At 61.7% G+C, this 16432-nt stretch carries 18 protein-coding genes and 1 pseudogene; 15 read left to right on the top strand and 4 right to left on the bottom strand.

Annotated features, from left to right (window positions below):
• Positions 1–11: 11 nt before the first annotated feature.
• The gene (locus tag FHT70_RS17440; protein ID WP_183703408.1) at positions 12–734 is read right to left on the bottom strand and encodes a LuxR family transcriptional regulator; all 723 of its coding nucleotides are present in this window, start codon (positions 732–734) and stop codon (positions 12–14) included.
• Positions 735–1197: 463 nt separating this feature from the next.
• Between FHT70_RS17440 and FHT70_RS17435 the strand changes: the two genes are divergently transcribed.
• Positions 1198–2988: a PAS domain-containing methyl-accepting chemotaxis protein gene (locus tag FHT70_RS17435; RefSeq protein WP_183703405.1), complete on the top strand. Its 1791-nt coding sequence runs from the start codon at positions 1198–1200 to the stop codon at positions 2986–2988.
• Positions 2989–3007: 19 nt separating this feature from the next.
• On the opposite strand, the pseudogene FHT70_RS17430 reads toward FHT70_RS17435, so the two are convergent.
• A pseudogene (locus tag FHT70_RS17430) lies at positions 3008–4002 on the bottom strand (glycerophosphodiester phosphodiesterase family protein).
• A gap of 99 nt (positions 4003–4101) precedes the next feature.
• Between FHT70_RS17430 and FHT70_RS17425 the strand changes: the two are divergent.
• From FHT70_RS17425 to FHT70_RS17380, 10 genes are all read left to right on the top strand, one after another.
• On the top strand, positions 4102–4905 hold the full coding sequence (locus FHT70_RS17425; RefSeq protein ID WP_183703402.1) for an alpha/beta hydrolase: 804 nt from the start codon (positions 4102–4104) through the stop codon (positions 4903–4905).
• A gap of 51 nt (positions 4906–4956) precedes the next feature.
• Positions 4957–5967: a ligase-associated DNA damage response exonuclease gene (locus FHT70_RS17420; protein WP_097599912.1), complete on the top strand. Its 1011-nt coding sequence runs from the start codon at positions 4957–4959 to the stop codon at positions 5965–5967.
• Between the two features lie 228 nt (positions 5968–6195).
• Positions 6196–7821: a cisplatin damage response ATP-dependent DNA ligase gene (locus FHT70_RS17415; protein ID WP_183703400.1), complete on the top strand. Its 1626-nt coding sequence runs from the start codon at positions 6196–6198 to the stop codon at positions 7819–7821.
• A gap of 118 nt (positions 7822–7939) precedes the next feature.
• Entirely contained in the window at positions 7940–8863 is a 924-nt protein-coding gene (locus FHT70_RS17410) for an alpha/beta fold hydrolase (protein WP_097599910.1), read from the top strand.
• A gap of 123 nt (positions 8864–8986) precedes the next feature.
• The gene (locus FHT70_RS17405; protein ID WP_097599909.1) at positions 8987–9793 is read left to right on the top strand and encodes a L,D-transpeptidase; all 807 of its coding nucleotides are present in this window, start codon (positions 8987–8989) and stop codon (positions 9791–9793) included.
• Between the two features lie 141 nt (positions 9794–9934).
• Positions 9935–10669, top strand: a complete 735-nt coding sequence (locus FHT70_RS17400) for a L,D-transpeptidase (RefSeq protein ID WP_183703397.1) — start codon at positions 9935–9937, stop codon at positions 10667–10669.
• A 227-nt stretch (positions 10670–10896) separates the two neighbouring features.
• Positions 10897–11106, top strand: a complete 210-nt coding sequence (locus FHT70_RS17395) for a cold-shock protein (protein WP_085777399.1) — start codon at positions 10897–10899, stop codon at positions 11104–11106.
• A 167-nt stretch (positions 11107–11273) separates the two neighbouring features.
• Complete coding sequence (locus FHT70_RS17390; RefSeq protein ID WP_085777400.1) at positions 11274–11558, top strand: cold-shock protein; 285 nt, start codon at positions 11274–11276, stop codon at positions 11556–11558.
• Positions 11559–11614: 56 nt separating this feature from the next.
• Positions 11615–11851, top strand: a complete 237-nt coding sequence (rpsU, locus tag FHT70_RS17385) for a 30S ribosomal protein S21 (RefSeq protein WP_011424510.1) — start codon at positions 11615–11617, stop codon at positions 11849–11851.
• Between the two features lie 140 nt (positions 11852–11991).
• Positions 11992–12228, top strand: a complete 237-nt coding sequence (locus FHT70_RS17380) for a hypothetical protein (protein ID WP_085777401.1) — start codon at positions 11992–11994, stop codon at positions 12226–12228.
• A 39-nt stretch (positions 12229–12267) separates the two neighbouring features.
• Here FHT70_RS17380 and FHT70_RS17375 read toward each other — a convergent pair whose 3' ends face one another.
• Positions 12268–12750 carry a MarR family transcriptional regulator gene (locus FHT70_RS17375; RefSeq protein ID WP_085777402.1) on the bottom strand — a complete coding sequence of 161 codons (483 nt, stop codon included), beginning with the start codon at positions 12748–12750 and terminating at the stop codon, positions 12268–12270.
• A gap of 124 nt (positions 12751–12874) precedes the next feature.
• Here FHT70_RS17375 and FHT70_RS17370 point away from each other — a divergent pair, with 124 nt between their 5' ends.
• Positions 12875–13297: an organic hydroperoxide resistance protein gene (locus FHT70_RS17370; RefSeq protein ID WP_064837534.1), complete on the top strand. Its 423-nt coding sequence runs from the start codon at positions 12875–12877 to the stop codon at positions 13295–13297.
• A gap of 175 nt (positions 13298–13472) precedes the next feature.
• On the opposite strand, the gene FHT70_RS17365 is transcribed toward FHT70_RS17370, so the two are convergent.
• A complete protein-coding gene (locus FHT70_RS17365; RefSeq protein WP_183703396.1) occupies positions 13473–13994 on the bottom strand; it encodes a MarR family winged helix-turn-helix transcriptional regulator in 522 nt (173 codons plus the stop codon).
• A gap of 86 nt (positions 13995–14080) precedes the next feature.
• Here FHT70_RS17365 and FHT70_RS17360 point away from each other — a divergent pair, with 86 nt between their 5' ends.
• From FHT70_RS17360 to FHT70_RS17350, 3 genes are read left to right on the top strand one after another with little or no spacing between them, the layout of a single operon-like run.
• A complete protein-coding gene (locus tag FHT70_RS17360; protein WP_183703393.1) occupies positions 14081–14809 on the top strand; it encodes a thioredoxin family protein in 729 nt (242 codons plus the stop codon).
• Positions 14810–14852: 43 nt separating this feature from the next.
• Entirely contained in the window at positions 14853–15320 is a 468-nt protein-coding gene (locus FHT70_RS17355; protein WP_097599905.1) for a DUF1579 domain-containing protein, read from the top strand.
• A gap of 51 nt (positions 15321–15371) precedes the next feature.
• Positions 15372–16151 (top strand): VOC family protein, encoded by a 780-nt coding sequence (locus FHT70_RS17350; RefSeq protein ID WP_183703390.1) that lies wholly within the window; start codon positions 15372–15374, stop codon positions 16149–16151.
• Positions 16152–16432 lie beyond the last annotated feature (281 nt).

The following is a 16432-nucleotide window of genomic DNA, read 5'->3' as shown; positions in this document are numbered from 1 at the left end:
CGATCGTTGGTTTAGACTCGAATGATATTGAGACGCAGAGCGCTGACCACCGCCTGCGTTCTCGTCGTGCATCCCAGCTTCCTGATCACGCTGCCGATCTGATTGTTAACCGCGCTTTCCGACAGATCGAGAAGCTTCGCAATTTCGCTGCTCTTCTTGCCTCCGGCCGTCATCCTCAGGCAGTCCAGCTCGCTCTGCGTAAAGGCAACCGGCTTGTGTTTCTCGTTCAATGTCAGCTGGGACAGCCGATCATAGATGAGCGTCGCGATAAACAGGAGTTTCACCATTTCGACCATGCTGAAATTCCGAGACCCCGAAATCGACATCGCACCGCGTCCGGCCGCGGCATCATGAACGGGAAAATAGGCGCCTTTTTCCATGCCGTACCGCCTGAACAACTCGATGACGGTGGACTTTTTGCCTGCGCCGCGATCGGTATTGATCGCCTCGACATCATAATTGAAGGGGCTGGTCGATCTCAGCATCCTTCGGATAACCGGGCTGTCGACCATCAGGTTATGGGCGTCGTAATAATCGACCATTTCCGCCGGCCAGTTGGTGATGATCTTCGTCGCGCCGATTTCGACAACATCGACCGAAGGAAGCGTCATGATCAGGAAGGCCGTCATCCCCAGATCCTGGGTGAGGCGCTTCATGTATTTGAAGACTTCGTAATGCGTCTTGAAGCCTGCAGCGACTTCCTCAATTCGATTGAACTCGGCCTCGAGCGGCATGTCTTTCTCCGATTGCCTCGCATCCGGCGCTTGGCGGCTGATGTGTCCACTTGCCGCTCGTATCTGAAGTTGATTCTGCCGGCTCGAAGGACGGAAAAAATATGCATGTGCAGAGAAAAACGGAAAGGCCCTTGACTGTTGGCAACGGGCGGGCGGCCGTTGATTAACAAAGAGTTTACGGATCTTCGAACCATTCGAACCCGGCCAAGGCGAAAAAATCGGTGGCGGCACGTTTGACAACGTCCCGAAAGTTCAGCATCCCTGGCCAAGCCTCAGGTCAAGTCGCTGTTTGTGCTTCCTTATTTTTCAGCGTTGCTCGGATGTCACGCATCCGGTTTCGAGACGGCTCGGTTAAAGGAAGCTTAAAGATTTTATCGGATTTTATTTCCGGGGTGCCCGTCCAGCGCAAGCCCGCGGTGGGTGGCGGCAGTCATGCGCTCGATTTGAGCGATGGGGGAACAGCATGAAGAAGATAGGATTCGGCTTCGGTTCGGATGCCAAGGCCGTGCTTGCCGCGATGAGCAGGTCGCAGGCCATCATCGAATTCGACCTTACCGGCAAGATTCTCACGGCCAATGCCAATTTCTGTGCTGCCCTCGGTTACGACTTGTCCGAGATTGTCGGCCAGCATCACCGGATGTTCGTCGAGCCGGCAGAAGCCTCGTCGGCCGATTATCGCGAGTTCTGGGCGAGGCTCAATCGAGGCGAGTTCGATCAGCGCCAGTACAAACGCATCGGCAAGGGCGGCAAGGAAATCTGGATCGAAGCCTCCTATAATCCGGTCTTCAGCGGCGGAAAACCCTACAAGGTCGTGAAGTTCGCGACCGATATCACCAAGCAGAAGCTGCAGAGCGCCGAGGATGCCGGCAAGATAAGCGCGCTGTCGCGCGCCCAGGCGGTTATCGAATTCACGCCGAAGGGCGAGATACTGACGGCCAACGAGAATTTCCTGTCGGCGCTCGGCTATCAGCTGGCCGAGATCCAGGGCCGCCATCATTCGATGTTTTGCGACAGCGCTTACGCCAACAGTGACGATTATCGGCGGTTCTGGGTGCGTCTGTCAGCCGGCGAATTCGTAGCCGACGAGTTCCTGCGCATCGGCAAGGGCGGCAAAAAGGTCTATATCCAGGCATCGTACAATCCGATCTTCGACATGAACGGCAAGGTCTTCAAAGTCGTCAAGTTCGCGACGGACGTGACCGCCCGCGTCAACAACGTCGATCAGCTGGCGGCATCCCTGATGGCGCTGTCCGGCGGTGATCTGACCCAGGAAGTCGCAACTCCATTCATTCCGACGCTGGAAAAAATCCGGACCGACTTCAACGCCGCCGTCGGCAAGCTGCGCGCAGCGATGCAGGCCGTGGCCGAAAACGCAACAGGCATCGCTGCCGGAGCCCAGCAGGTTCGTTCCGCCTCGGACGATCTGTCGAAGCGCACGGAACAGCAGGCGGCCTCCGTCGAGGAAACCGCCGCCGCGCTCGAAGAGATCACCACAACCGTCTCCGACTCCAGCAACCGCGCCCAGGAGGCCGGCCAGCTGGTGCGGAGGACCCGCGAGAATGCCGAGCGCTCCGGCGCGGTTGTCCGCAACGCCGTCGAAGCCATGGGCAAGATCGAAACATCGTCGGCCGAGATCGGCAATATCATCGGCGTGATCGACGAAATCGCGTTTCAGACCAATCTGTTGGCGCTGAACGCCGGCGTCGAGGCGGCACGCGCGGGCGATGCCGGCAAGGGTTTTGCCGTGGTCGCACAGGAAGTTCGCGAGCTGGCTCAGAGATCGGCCAAAGCGGCGAAGGAGATTAAGGAGCTGATCAGCGCCTCCAACGAGCACGTGAAGAGCGGAGTGAGCCTAGTCGGGGAGACCGGCAAGGCTCTGGAAGAAATCGTCGCTCAGGTTCAGCAGGTCAACGGCAATGTTCTGGCAATCGTCGAAAGCTCCAAGGAGCAGGCGACGGGATTGAAGGAAATCAACACCGCGGTTAACACCATGGACCAGGGTACGCAGCAAAATGCGGCCATGGTCGAGGAATCGACGGCCGCCGCCCACAGCCTCGCCAAGGAGGCCGACGCGCTCTTCCAGCTGCTGGGGCAGTTTAACATCGGAAGCGGGGGCTTGCGCCAATCACGCCCCGCCGTGGCAACCGCGGCTTCCAGACCTATTCCATCGGCACCGCGTGCAATGGCCGCGAAGGTGAGCGCGGCCTTCCACGGCAATACGGCAGTCGCCGGCGGCGATTGGCAGGAGTTCTGAGGCGCGCGGAGACTCTGCCTCATTTCATGAGCTTGCCGATCGTCTCGATCTCATTCGTCCATAGGCCTGCCGCATAATCCCGCGGCAGCCGCGCCAACTGCGCGGCATCGTCGATGCCGGTGGAAAAATCGCCGCCGCGACAGGGGCCGAGCACGAAAACTCCGTTCCGGCATCCTGCATCCGGTTGAGAAAGCGGTCCGGCCAGCCCCACAGCCAAGGCGCGATATTGATCGGCACCAGCATCATCCGATGCTTGCAGGCCTCGGGCGGGAGGCCGGTCCAGCCATAGCCGATATAGCCGAACAGGCAGCCCTTCAGGCTTTTGCGCGAGGCGGTTTTGATATCCGGTGCGAGCCGGCCGAGAACGTCGATCGGCTCGTCGCCGCCATAGACGATGATGCCGGCCCGCTGTGCCGCCGGAAGCGCGTTCAGCACGGCGGCGAGCTTTTCCCCCTCGGACGGATCGCGGCTCTTGATGTTGATGAGAAAGCGCCGATCCGGAAAGGTCGAAAGTACTTGCGCCAGCGTCGGCATCATGCCGATGCCCTGGCCGCGAAATGGAAAGGTCTTGCCGCCGTCGGCGGTATAGCCGTATCCGATGTCGAGCCTTCTCATTTCAGCCATCGATTGCTTGCGGGTCACGCCGTGTCCGTCGGTGCGGCAGTCGAGCGTCCAGTCGTGAAAGACGGCGAATTCGCCGTCCGTTGTCGGATGCACGTCCATCTCGACGACATCTGCGCCGGCGACGAAGCCCGCCTGCATCGAGGCAATAGTGTTCTCCAGATAGTCGTGTTTCGGCGGCAGCATGCGGCTCGCCGTGCAGGTGTCGTTCTTCAGATCGTTCTCGTCGAACCGTTGGGCGATGCCGCGATGAGCGAGCAGCACCGGCTTTCCCGGCCGATGTTCGGCAATGCGGCTGGTATTGTTGAGATAAATGGCGGCGGCCGCGAGCGCGATCGCCGCCGCGCAATAGAAAACGCTTCCTGCCCATCTCTCTGCTCCTCCTGATTGCATCGACGAAGGCAACAGCTAGAAAGCGATTCTGGTTGTTCTTGGGCTGTTTTCCGGCTTTTCTATGCGCGGGATTATTCGCCGGAAAGGATTGGGACCGCTATGGAACGACAGGACGACGAGCTCATTCATTTCGAAGCGCAGGGGGCGGCCCCGCTGCCATTGGCTGCTGTCGAAGGCCATGTCGGGCGCGCAGGCGCCCGCATCTGGTATGCGAGCTACGGCACAGGCCCTGCCGTCATTCTGCTGCATGGCGGCCTCGGCCATAGCGGCAACTGGGGCTACCAGGTCCCGGCGCTCCTTGCCAGTGGCCGCCGTGTCGTGCTGATCGATAGCCGCGGCCATGGACGAAGCACCCGCGATGTCAGTCCCTACAGCTATGAGCTGATGGCTGCCGACGTGCTGGCGGTGATGGACGAACTGCGGCTGGAAACGGCGGCGTTCGTCGGCTGGAGCGACGGCGCCTGCATCGCGCTGATCCTCGCCATGACGGCGCCGTCGCGTGTGGAGGGCGTCTTTTTCTTCGCCTGCAACATGGATCCGAGCGGCACGCTGGAATTCGTTCCAACCCCGGTCATCGACCGATGTTTCGCCCGCCACGCCAAGGATTATGCGGCATTGTCCGCCACGCCGGACGATTTCAATTCCTTCGTCGAGGCGGTCAGCCTGATGATGCGGACCGAGCCGAATTATGGGGCGGCCGACCTCGGCCGCATCGGCGTTCCGGTCGCGATCGTGCTCGGCGAACACGACGAATTCATCAAAGCCGAGCATGCCGAATATCTTGCCGGCAGCATCCCGGACGCTCAGATGATTTATCTGCCTGGCGTCAGCCATTTCGCCCCTTTGCAGCGGCCGGCGGAGTTCAACGCAGCAATCATATCCTTTCTCGACGGGATCAGGTGATGACGATCGCTTCCTCTGGCCCCGCGCCCGTTTCCCGCTATCTCTTGCATCATGAGAGCTGATGCGCTGCTTTATCCCGCCCCGGAAGGGCTCTATTGCCCGGAGGGCGGCTTTTACGTCGATCCGGTGCGGCCTGTCGAACGGGCGCTCGTCACCCATGGCCATTCCGACCACGCCCGGCCGGGGCATGTGAACGTGCTCGCCACCCGTCAGACGCTCGACATCATGCGCCTGCGTTATGGCGAGGGCTTCTGCGCCAGCGAGCAGATAGCCGATTTCGGCGAAGAGCTGGGGATCAATGGCGTCAAGGTGAGTTTTCACCCCGCCGGCCATGTGCTCGGCTCGGCTCAGATCGCCATCGAGAAGAACGGCACCCGCATTGTCGTCTCCGGCGATTACAAGCGCCGCCCAGACCCGACCTGCGCGCCTTATGTGCCGGTCGCCTGCGATGTCTTCATCACCGAGGCGACCTTCGGCCTGCCGGTCTTCCATCATCCAGATCCGATCGACGAGACCGGCAAGCTGCTGGCCTCGCTCCGGCAATTTCCGGAGCGCACCCATCTCATCGGCGCCTACGCGCTCGGCAAGGCCCAGCGCGTCATCCGGCTGCTGCGCGATGCCGGTTATGCCGAGCCGATCTATATCCACGGCGCCATGGAAAAGCTCTGTGATTATTATGTCGGCCAAGGCATAGATCTCGGCGAGCTGCAGCCCGCCACGATCGAAAGCCGCGACAAATCCACCTTCCGGGGCGCCGTCGTCATCGGCCCGTCCTCGGCCTTCGCCGACCGCTGGGCGCGACGCTTCAACGAACCGCTGCCGGCCTTCGCCTCCGGCTGGATGATGGTGCGCCAGCGGGCCAAACAGCTCGGCGTCGAACTGCCGCTCGTCATCTCCGATCATTGCGACTGGCCGGAACTGACCGAAACGATCCGCGAACTGAATCCGGCTGAAGTCTGGGTAACCCATGGCCGCGAGGAGGCGCTGGTGCGCTGGTGCCACCTGCAGGGTATCAAGGCGAAACCGTTGCATCTCGTGGGCTATGAGGATGAGGCGGATTGAGATGAACTGGAGAACGCGTCAAAACCCCTCCCCAACCCCTCCCCACAAGGAGGAGGGGCTTAATCTGCTGCGCCGTCCCGCCACAAAATCATCGCCGCGAATGCTGTGGTTGAAAGAAGGCGGAGCAGTGCCGCGAGTTAGGCCCTCCCACCTGTGGGGAGGGCTTGGGAAGGGGTCTTCTCCTCGCAAAGTTGGGGAGGGCTCTTACCCCGGAATGCGGAGGCCCGCATGAAAGCCTTCGCCGACCTCCTCGACCGCCTGGTCCTGACCCCCAGCCGCAACGGCAAGCTCAAGCTGCTCACGGATTATTTCCGCGACACGCCCGACCCGGACCGCGGTTACGGCCTTGCCGCCATCGCCGGCACGCTCGAAGTGCGCGACGTCAAGCCTGCTATGTTGCGCGACCTGGTGCTGGAACGCATGGACGAGGTGCTGTTCCATTATTCCTACGACTATGTCGGCGATCTCGCCGAAACCATTTCACTCGTCTGGGACAATGAGCGGGACATAGACCGATCGGCCCTGGCTCAGCCGCGCCTGGGTGAGGTCGTCAAGCGCATGAACGCGCTCGGCCGCACCGAAGTGCGCGCCTATGTCCGCGATCTGCTCGACCGGCTGGATTCCTCCGGCCGTTTCGCCTTCATCAAGCTGACCACCGGCGCGTTGCGCATCGGCGTTTCCGCCCGTCTTGCCAAACAGGCGCTGGCCGATCTCGGCGGCAAGGACGTCACCGAGATCGAGACTCTCTGGCACGGCCTGCAGCCGCCTTACGAGACGCTGTTCCAATGGCTGGCGGGCGGCGGCGACAAACCGGCGCTGGCGACACCGGCGATCTTCCATTCCGTCATGCTCGCCAATGCCGTGGAGGAGGGAGACCTGGCAGGTCTCGACCCGGCCGACTACGCCGCCGAATGGAAATGGGACGGCATCCGCGTCCAGCTGTCGCGCTCCGGCGACAGGCGGAAGATCTATTCCCGCTCCGGCGACGACATTTCGGGCGCCTTTCCCGATATTCTTGAGGCGATCAATTTTTCCGGCGTCGTCGACGGTGAGCTGCTGGTCGGCGGCACCGCCCGTTCCAACAGCCCGACCCGCACCTTCTCCGACCTGCAGCAGCGCCTGAACCGCAAGACGGTGACGGCGAAGATGCTCGACGATTATCCCGCCTTCATCCGCGCCTATGACCTGCTCTTCGACGATGACGAGGATATTCGCGGGCGCACCTATGTCGAGCGCCGCGAGCGTCTCTCCGATATCATCGAGCGCGCGCCCCATGATCGGTTCGACCTCTCGCCGCTCGTGCCCTTCTCCTCGTGGGAGGAGCTCGATGCGCTGCGTGCGGCCCCGCCCGATCCGGTGATCGAGGGCGTGATGATCAAGCGGCGTGACAGCATCTACCAGGCAGGCCGCATGAAAGGCCCCTGGTTCAAGTGGAAGCGCAACCCCTATAATGTCGATGCGGTGCTAATGTATGCCCAGCGCGGCCACGGCAAGCGCTCCAGCTATTATTCCGATTTCACCTTCGGCGTCTGGGCCGATGACGAGGACGGCGAACAGCTGGTGCCGGTCGGAAAGGCCTATTTCGGTTTCACCGATGCCGAACTCGAACTGCTCGACAAGTTCGTGCGCAACAACACCACCGAACGTTTCGGCCCGGTGCGGGCCGTCCGCGCCGACAGAGAGTTCGGCTTTGTCGTCGAAGTGGCCTTCGAGGGCATCAACCGTTCGACCCGGCACAAATCGGGGGTCGCCATGCGCTTCCCGCGCATAGCCCGCCTTCGCCCCGACAAACCTCCTTACGAGGCCGACCGGCTGCGCACGCTGATCGCCATGATCGATGCGAAGCCGGGCTGAGCTTTGCGCTCCTGCGCAACAATGACGCAGGGCCATATTTTCAACATCATGTGTATTGGCGGCATCGGTTTTCCGATGCAAATCTGGCGTGCCGGGGAAATGATTTGGGTGCCGCGTCATGAGCTCGCATGAACAAAATTCCTTTTTCCGCCAACGCCGCGCCGTGCTGGCGGGGCTTGCCGGCGCGCTCGTCCTGCCGCGCATGGCGACCGCCTTCGATGTCCCCGACGAGCCGCGCCTTGCCAAGCACGACTATGCCGCGGTCCGCCGCCGCTTCCGCACGAAACTCCTGCAAAAGGGCCCGGCGCCGGATAAATACGAACCGCTGACCGCGCCTGCCGACGCCGAGAAGATATTCTACCGCTCCGGCTATGGCGGCGAGCTCGAACTGGTGGCATGGGTTTCCCGGTACAAACGCGAGCGCACTGCCAAGCCGGCCGTGCTCTTCCTGCATGGCGGCAATGCCATGGGCATCGGCCATTGGCAGCTGATGAAGCCCTACATGGATGCCGGCTATGTCGTGATGATGCCGTCGCTGCGCGGCGAAAACGGCCAGAGGGGCAATTTTTCCGGCTTCTACGATGAGGTCGACGATGTGCTTGCCGCAACCGAGCGCCTGGCGCATCTGCCGGGCGTCGATTCCGGCCGCCTGTTCATCGCCGGCCATAGCATCGGCGGCACGCTGACCATGCTGACGGCGATGAGCAGCCAAAAATTCCGCGCCGCCGCGCCGATTTCGGGCAATCCCAACGCCTTCCGTTTCTTCAGCCGCTATCCCCAGGACATCCGCTTCGACGACAGCAATGCGCATGAATTCGAGGTGCGCTCGGCGCTCTGTTACGCCCACAGCTTCAAATGCCCCATCCGGGTCGTCCACGGTACGGAAGAGTCGCATTTCAACGACCGCGCCGATCTGCTCGCCCGCCGCGCCCGCGCCGCCGGCGTCCATATCGAGACCGACACCGTCGCCGGCAACCACACCTCGGCGTTGCCGGCCGAGATCGAACAGAGCATCCGCTTCTTCCACGGGGTGGCGGCGTAAGCTCTGCCGCCGGTGGAACAGCCATGGTCGTGCAATGCAACGAACGCCAGCCTCGCACCAGCCGCGAATGCAATCGTCGCGCCAGATATCGCTGTCTCGCCGATCGTTGACTAGGGTGGTCCCATGAATTTTCTGCACCGGGTTTTCCCGATTGCCGGGCTTATGATTGCTGTCGCGCCGCTCAGCGGCTGCAACATCCTGATCCCCGATGTCGCTGCCGATTCGCCCGCCCGCTTCGTCCAGGAAACCTCGCCGGTCTTCTATCAGCCGCCGGGCGTCGATCCGCGCCGGGTGCGGCCGATCCCCGATCAGCCGGTGCCGCAGACGCGCGAGCTTTACAAGACCCAGTTCCACCAGACCTACGGCCTGCCGCTCACCAATCCCGTGCATATGGCGATGTATGGCGAGCAGCGCGCCGAGGACTTCACTCTGCCGGCGATCCCGGTCAGCCGGATCCAGCCGCAATTCCTGCGTCAGGAGGTCGACTATCAGACGACCGAGCGCCCCGGCACCATCGTCGTCGATACCAAGGCGCGTTTCCTCTATTTGGTCGAGGCTAACGGCAAGGCGATGCGCTACGGCGTCGGCCTCGGCCGCGACGGTTACGCCTGGTCGGGCCGCGGCGTCATTCAGTGGAAGCAGAAATGGCCGCGCTGGACGCCGCCGGTCGAAATGGTCTCGCGCCAGCCGGAAGTCCGCGCCTTTTCGGCGGAAAACGGCGGCATGAATCCCGGGCTTCAGAACCCACTCGGCGCGCGCGCCATGTATATCTTCAAGGACGGCCAGGATACGCTCTATCGCATCCACGGCACGCCCGACTGGCAGTCGATCGGCAGGGCGACATCGTCGGGCTGCGTGCGCATGCTGAACCAGGACGTCGTCGATCTCTACGACCGGCTTCCCGCCAAGGCCGAGATCGTTGTGATGTAGCGCTGCAACAGCGCTCTTCATATCGTCGGCTCCGGCCGGAACACGTCTGCGTGAAGCTATGGTTTATTTGGCGCAAGCCGATAGATTTCCTGGTGTCGTTATTCCAGGATTCCCGCATCAAAAGGAAATCAGTCCCGCGTCATGAGTTCCGATAGACATCTTTCCCGCCGCAGCTTTCTTTCCCTTTCGGCTCTGACGGCAGCCTCTGCGCTCACCGGCTGCGCCTCCTCCGTCAACACAGTGACATCGGGCGATACATCGATCATTTACCGCTCGCCGATGCGCCTGTTCCAGTCGCCTGGTGCCTCCAGCGTGCCGAGCGGGCCTGAGCTTGCCGTCATGTATGGCCCGATCGAGGACGGCGGCTTCCTCATTCCCGCCGTTCCCTATGAGCAGATCGATCCGCGCTACTATCGCCAGCGTGTCCTCGATCCCACCGGCCAGCCGCCTGGCACCATCGTCGTCGATACGCCGTCGCGCTTCCTCTATCTCGTTCAGGCCGACGGCATGGCGATGCGCTACGGCGTCGGCATCGGCCGCGAGGGTTTCGCCTGGCAGGGATCGGGCGTCATCCAGTGGCGGCAGAAATGGCCGCGCTGGAAGCCGCCGAACGAGATGGTTGCCCGCCAGCCGGAATTGGTCAAATATTCGATCGAAAACGGCGGCATGGAGCCGGGTCTGAAGAACCCGCTCGGCGCCCGCGCCCTCTATATCTTCTCGAATGGCGAAGACACGCTCTACCGCCTGCACGGCAACCCCGACTGGCGCTCGATCGGCAAGGCCGTCTCCTCGGGCTGCGTCAGGCTCTTGAACCAGGATATCATCGATCTCTACGACCGCGTTCCGACAAAGGCGCCGATCGTCGTCTGGCAGTGACGCCGCCGGGGCGGTCGCCAGTCGGCCGCCTCTGCTCACCGCTCGGAAAAGTTTTATTTTCGATTTAGCATTGCTTAATTCGGTAAAAGGCCTACATGGTGCCTATCGAATATGCTCGTGACCTTTGTCCATGCGCCAACGCGCTTCGTCAGATCTCCTCTCAGCATCGATATTGCCCGCGGATATTCTGCCACGGGTGCACTCAAACGGTTGAAAAGGAAATCGTTATGAATTCAGGCGTAGTCAAATGGTTCAATGGCACCAAAGGTTTCGGTTTCATTCAGCCTGATGACGGCTCCACGGACGTTTTCGTCCATATTTCGGCAGTCGAGCGCGCTGGCATGCGCGAACTCACCGAAGGCCAGAAGGTCCGCTACGATCTGGTCCGCGACAAGCGTTCCGGCAAGAGCGCGGCCGACAACCTTCAGGCCGCATGATTGTCATTCGCCTTGGCTGACCACAGATTGCGGCGCGCTGACCACGGATGTACTGGCAGCGCGCTGACCATCAAAGGCAGCTTGGTGGCCGAATGACTGGAAGAGGTCGGGTTCAAGCCCGGCCTTTTGTTTTGAAGTTGAGTAGCCGAAGAGTCGAGGGACGCAGAATGAGCAGACCAAGCTACAAGGTCGGCGACATGATCGTGCTGAAGTCCGGCCTGACCCGCACGGCAAAGGCAGACAAGCGGTGCCGGATCGCCAGCATCCTGCCCAACGATCACGGGCACGTGCAATATCGCGTTCAGTTCACCGGCGAGAATTTCGAGCGCCGCATCACCGATGACGATATCGACATCGGGGAATCGCCACGGGCGGCGTCACTTGAGGCGGCTGCCAAAGCCGATGATGCCGAGCCGTGGCTGAAATTTTCGGGAATCCGCATGGGCAAGTAGCCCGCCATTTTTTATCATATGACAGCGGCCTCGCCGCCGACAGGAAGGATATTCGTTTGCAGGTACTCGTTAGGGATAACAATGTCGATCAGGCGTTGCGCGTGCTTAAGAAAAAGATGCAGCGCGAGGGGCTTTTTCGGGAAATGAAAGCGCGCAGCGCTTATGAGAAGCCGTCGGAGAAGCGTGCCCGGGAAAAGGGGGAGGCCGTTCGCCGCCAGCGCAAACTTGCCCGCAAGAAGCTGCAGCGCGAGGGCCTGCTGCCGGCGCCGAAGAAGGCTGTCCGCGCTCGCTGATCCGGCCGTGGCATGCCGGGCCTAATGTCACGGGCCGGTCGACACATCTCGGCCTTGTGGAAGTACGTCCCGGCCGTAAAATGATGTTGGCATCCGAAATGCAAGGATCAAACGCCGACACTACCCGAGAAAGGGGGCACATGACCGCCACCAAGGGAGAATTCTTCAATCCCGCCAAGCTTTCGTCTCGCGACAAGGCCGAAGCGACCGATCACACGGCCCGCGCCATCATTGCCGCCGAGGCATCGGCGCGTGACAAGAAGACGGAGAAGCTGAGGGCGCTTCGTCTGCAGCAGGCGGCCGAGGACGCGGATGCCGCACCTGCGCCTGCAAAAAAGCGCCGCACGACGGCGAAGGCCGCCACTCGGCGGTCCTGATCCCGCCGCAGACGTCATACCGGCTTGGGGCAGGGGCTTTCAGCCGTCGCCGGCCCGGCCGAGATTGGCCCGCAGCCGATGCAGCATGTCGCGCATCTCGGCCATTTCCTCGATCGTGCAGCCGGCGGCTTTTCCGATCGCCGTCATGATCGTATCGACCTCTGACTTCATCGCTTCGCCTTTCGGCGTCAGCGACACGATCACCTGTCGCTCGTCGCGCAGATCGCGGATGCGCTTGATCAGCCCGCTCTGCTCCAGCCGTTTCAACAGCGGCGACAGCGTGCCGGAATCGAGGTCCAACTGCTCGCCGATCGTCTTCACCGGTAGGGCGCTGCGTTCCCACAGCACCAGCATTACCAGATATTGCGGATAGGTGAGGCCGACCCTGTCGAGGATCGGTTTATAGGCGCGGGTAAAAGCATGCGCCGTCGCGTAGACGGCGAAGCACAGCTGCTTTTCCAGCCGCTTCTCTTCCTCAGGTATCTCCATCGTCTTTACCGTTTGCGCTTTCATATCCGTCATCCCTGAGGCCGCGATTGTCCTCTTTCCATTCGTGAAATGCAATTTGCAAAATTAACTTGCGTACAACTTAATTGTGCGATAGTAAAACTCCACCCGATCTAAGGGCCAACCAAAGGAGATCGTCATGCCTATTCTCTATACGACCAAAGCCTCTGCCACCGGCGGCCGCGCCGGCCGCGCCGTTTCCGAAAACGGCGTTCTGGACGTGACACTGACCGTTCCCAAGGAACTCGGCGGTGACGGCGCGACCGGCACCAATCCCGAACAGCTCTTCGCTGCCGGCTACTCCGCATGCTTCCTCGGTGCCTTGAAATTTGTTGCAGGCCAGCAGAAGGTCAAGATTCCGGAAGAGACGACCGTCTCCGCCAAGGTCGGCATCGGCCCGCGCGAAGACGGCACCGGCTTCGGCATCGAAGTAGCGCTGACGGTCGATATCCCCGGCCTCGACCGCGAAACCGCCGAAAAACTTGCTGCCGCGGCCCACATCGTCTGCCCCTACAGCCACGCCATGCGCACCTCGACCGAAGTTCCGGTCACCGTTGCCTGATCACGGCGATTCAGCGCCTTGGAATTGCCCCTCACCCTGACCCACTCCCCGTTCTGACGGGGAGTGGGGACGTGCCCTGCGAAAGGTCGGCGTGGGACGGAGAGGTTGCGGCATATCCCTTCTCCCCGTCAAAATGGGGAGAAGGTGCCGGCAGGCGGATGAGGGGCAGGTCGCCCTAATCACCCGTCGCCCGTCCACTTTGACGCGGCCGGCGCGACGCCTCAGCCGGCTTCGGCGCTTCCACCGCCACCCCCGACAGCGCCTGCAGATCCTGCCGCAGCCGTAGAACGCCGCCGCCCGGCAATTCATCGTCAAGGGCCGCATGCGTGCTTTCCCAGATTGGCAGTGCTCTTGCCAGTACCGCCTTGCCTTCTGCGGTAAGGCTGAGCAGCCGGCCGCGCCTGTCCTTCGGGTTCTCCACCACTGCCACCCAGCCTCTGCGCTGTAAGGGCTTCAGCGCCGCCGTCAGCGTCGTCTGGTCCATGGCGAGCAGGGCGGCGACCGGCCCCATCGGTGGCGGTTCCGGCCGGTTCAGCGACATCATCAGGGAAAACTGTCCGTTGGTGAGGCCGGCCGGCCGCAGTGCATCGTCGAACAGCCGGGCAAGCGCGCGTGCCGCGCGCTGCACATGCAGACAGAGGCAGGTGTCGCGCACCATCAGCGTCGTCGAAAAGGGAATCTCGATCGAATTTGACATGCTCATTTTATATTGATATCAATGTAATTAGTCAAGGAGAAGGGGATGAGCCGGCTCGCCGGCAGCGCCGGAGGAGGGCGCATTTCATGCAGAACGAAGTTGTTTCCCGTGAGGAATGGCTGGAGGCCCGGCGTGCCCTGCTCTTGAAGGAAAAGGAGGCGACGAAGCTGCGCGACAGCATCAACGCCGAGCGCATGGCGCTGCCTTGGGTGAAGGTCGACAAGGACTATGTCTTCGAAACGCCCGAGGGAAAGAAATCGCTCGCCGATCTCTTCGATGGCCGCAGCCAGCTTCTGATCTATCATTTCATGCTCGGTCCCGACTGGCAGGCCGGCTGCCCCGGCTGCTCCTTCCTGTCGGATCACGTCGATGGCGCGCTGCCGCATCTCAACCATCACGACGTCACCTGGGTGGCCGTTTCGCGTGCTCCACTCGACAAGATCGCCGCCTACAAAAGGCGCATGGGCTGGAAATTTCCCTGGGTCTCGTCCTTCGGCAGCGATTTCAATTTCGATTATCACGTCTCTTTCAGTCCGGAGGACCTTGCCAAAGACAAGGTCTTCTACAATTTCACTTCTATCGAGCCGGCTGAGGCGCATGACGAACTGCCGGGCCTCAGCGCCTTCTACCGCAACGACAAGGGCGAGGTCTTTCATACCTATTCCAGTTATGCCCGCGGGCCGGAGGAACTGATCGGGACCCTGATGATCCTCGACCGCGCGCCGAAGGGCCGCAACGAGGAGAGCACGATGAATTTCGTACGCCGCCATGATGAATATGAGGATGCTCCGAAGACATCGTCCTGCTGTCACTGAGCAATCAAACATCTGGGATATCGTCATTCGAAGGGAGGAGAGCATGATGAAGGCCGCCGAAGTGCTGAAAGAGCATTCTTTTTTGGAAAGATTGGTCGGCGACTGGAGCGTCACCGCACCCGAGATGTCCGACGGCCACGACTGGACGGAGACCGTCCGCTCCCTTCACGGCATCTGGTTCGTCGCCGAAGGGACCGGCCATATGCCCGACGGCAAGCCGGCCACCACGATCCTGACGCTCGGCTACAACGCCGAGAAGGGCAAATATGTCGGCAGCTGGATCGGCAGCATGATGGACTATATGTGGGTCTATGAGGGCGAGGTCGACGCCTCCGGCAATGTTCTCGACCTCTATACGACTGGACCCGATTTCAGCGGCGATGGCCTTGCCGATTACCGCGAGCAGATCACCTTCATCGACGATAATCACCGCACTTTCACCTCCAGCGCCAAGCAGGAGGACGGCTCGTGGAAGCAGTTCATGGAAGCGCATTACATCCGCAAAATCTGACAATCACGGCGCCCCCAAGCGAAAGGGCGGCGTCAGAAGAGGGAGAACATGATGTCCAAGACGCATGGAAAGTTCATCTGGTGCGAGCTGATGACCCCCGACACCGCAGCCGCCGCGAGATTCTACAGCTCCGTCGTCGGCTGGACCACCTCGGACATGCAGGTGGAGGGCATGCCGACCTATACGATCTTCGAGGCGAACGGCATCGGGGTCGCCGGCCTGATGGAGTTTCCGGCCGAGCTCGAAGGCCAAGGCATCCCGCCGAACTGGACGGGCTATGTCGGCGTCGACGACGTCGATCAGACGGCGAGAGATTTCGCCGCCAATGGCGGCGCAGTCCGCCGGCCGCCCCAGGACATCCCGACCGTCGGCCGCTTCGCTGTCGTCGCCGATCCGCATGGCGCCGTCATCTGCATCATGACGCCGGCGCCGATGGAACAGACCTGGCCGGAACTCGCCCCCGACGCGCCCGGCAACATCGGCTGGCACGAACTCTATGCCGGCAACGGCAAAGAGGCGCTGGACTTCTATTCCAAGCGGTTCGGCTGGACGAAGGACAGCGAGATGGATATGGGGCCGATTGGCGTCTATTACCTCTTCTCCCATGACGGCCGACAGATCGGCGGCATGATGACCAAGCCCGACAGCGTGCCCATGCCCTGCTGGAGCTACTATTTCATCGTCCCCGCCATCGACGCGGCGATCGAACGCGTCACATCGGGCGGCGGCAAGGTCGTCAACGGCCCGATGGAAGTCCCCGGCGGCAGCTGGATCATCCAGGCCACCGACCCGCAGGGCGCCTTCTTCTGCCTGGTGGCCCCGAAGCGGTAGTATTTTCGGATGTGTCGTTGACGGTGCACCGTGTGGCCGGCCCCTCATCCGGCTGCCGCCACCTTCTCCCCGTAAACGGGGCGAAGGGGATATGCCGCACCGGTTTCGTTGAGCCTCGACGTTGCGTTTGGCACGTCCCCTCTCCCCGTTTTTACGGGGAGAGGGCTAGGGTGAGGGGCAGCCTGAGGTACAGCCCGGGCTGATACCTGACAGAATGAACCGGGTTGATGGTCGACAAGTCATAGTGTGTCGGAGGGAGGGCTTCCGATGCCATTTGTGGA

The sequence above is a fragment of the Rhizobium sp. BK049 genome (genome assembly GCF_014193135.1).
GTDB lineage: Bacteria > Pseudomonadota > Alphaproteobacteria > Rhizobiales > Rhizobiaceae > Rhizobium.
This window is presented reverse-complemented; position numbering and strand designations above follow the sequence as displayed.

What these genes read in the sequence shown, in the direction of transcription:
- FHT70_RS17435 (WP_183703405.1), top strand. Translation starts at nt 1,198, where the DNA reads ATGAAGAAGATAGGATTCGGCTTCGGTTCGGATGCCAAGGCCGTGCTT.
- FHT70_RS17400 (WP_183703397.1), top strand. Translation starts at nt 9,935, where the DNA reads ATGAGTTCCGATAGACATCTTTCCCGCCGCAGCTTTCTTTCCCTTTCG.
- FHT70_RS17365 (WP_183703396.1), bottom strand. Translation starts at nt 13,994, where the DNA reads ATGTCAAATTCGATCGAGATTCCCTTTTCGACGACGCTGATGGTGCGC.
- FHT70_RS17440 (WP_183703408.1), bottom strand. Translation starts at nt 734, where the DNA reads ATGCCGCTCGAGGCCGAGTTCAATCGAATTGAGGAAGTCGCTGCAGGC.
- FHT70_RS17360 (WP_183703393.1), top strand. Translation starts at nt 14,081, where the DNA reads ATGCAGAACGAAGTTGTTTCCCGTGAGGAATGGCTGGAGGCCCGGCGT.
- FHT70_RS17390 (WP_085777400.1), top strand. Translation starts at nt 11,274, where the DNA reads ATGAGCAGACCAAGCTACAAGGTCGGCGACATGATCGTGCTGAAGTCC.
- FHT70_RS17415 (WP_183703400.1), top strand. Translation starts at nt 6,196, where the DNA reads ATGAAAGCCTTCGCCGACCTCCTCGACCGCCTGGTCCTGACCCCCAGC.
- FHT70_RS17350 (WP_183703390.1), top strand. Translation starts at nt 15,372, where the DNA reads ATGTCCAAGACGCATGGAAAGTTCATCTGGTGCGAGCTGATGACCCCC.
- FHT70_RS17420 (WP_097599912.1), top strand. Translation starts at nt 4,957, where the DNA reads ATGAGAGCTGATGCGCTGCTTTATCCCGCCCCGGAAGGGCTCTATTGC.
- FHT70_RS17355 (WP_097599905.1), top strand. Translation starts at nt 14,853, where the DNA reads ATGATGAAGGCCGCCGAAGTGCTGAAAGAGCATTCTTTTTTGGAAAGA.
- FHT70_RS17375 (WP_085777402.1), bottom strand. Translation starts at nt 12,750, where the DNA reads ATGACGGATATGAAAGCGCAAACGGTAAAGACGATGGAGATACCTGAG.
- FHT70_RS17405 (WP_097599909.1), top strand. Translation starts at nt 8,987, where the DNA reads ATGAATTTTCTGCACCGGGTTTTCCCGATTGCCGGGCTTATGATTGCT.
- FHT70_RS17410 (WP_097599910.1), top strand. Translation starts at nt 7,940, where the DNA reads ATGAGCTCGCATGAACAAAATTCCTTTTTCCGCCAACGCCGCGCCGTG.
- FHT70_RS17370 (WP_064837534.1), top strand. Translation starts at nt 12,875, where the DNA reads ATGCCTATTCTCTATACGACCAAAGCCTCTGCCACCGGCGGCCGCGCC.
- FHT70_RS17380 (WP_085777401.1), top strand. Translation starts at nt 11,992, where the DNA reads ATGACCGCCACCAAGGGAGAATTCTTCAATCCCGCCAAGCTTTCGTCT.
- FHT70_RS17395 (WP_085777399.1), top strand. Translation starts at nt 10,897, where the DNA reads ATGAATTCAGGCGTAGTCAAATGGTTCAATGGCACCAAAGGTTTCGGT.
- FHT70_RS17425 (WP_183703402.1), top strand. Translation starts at nt 4,102, where the DNA reads ATGGAACGACAGGACGACGAGCTCATTCATTTCGAAGCGCAGGGGGCG.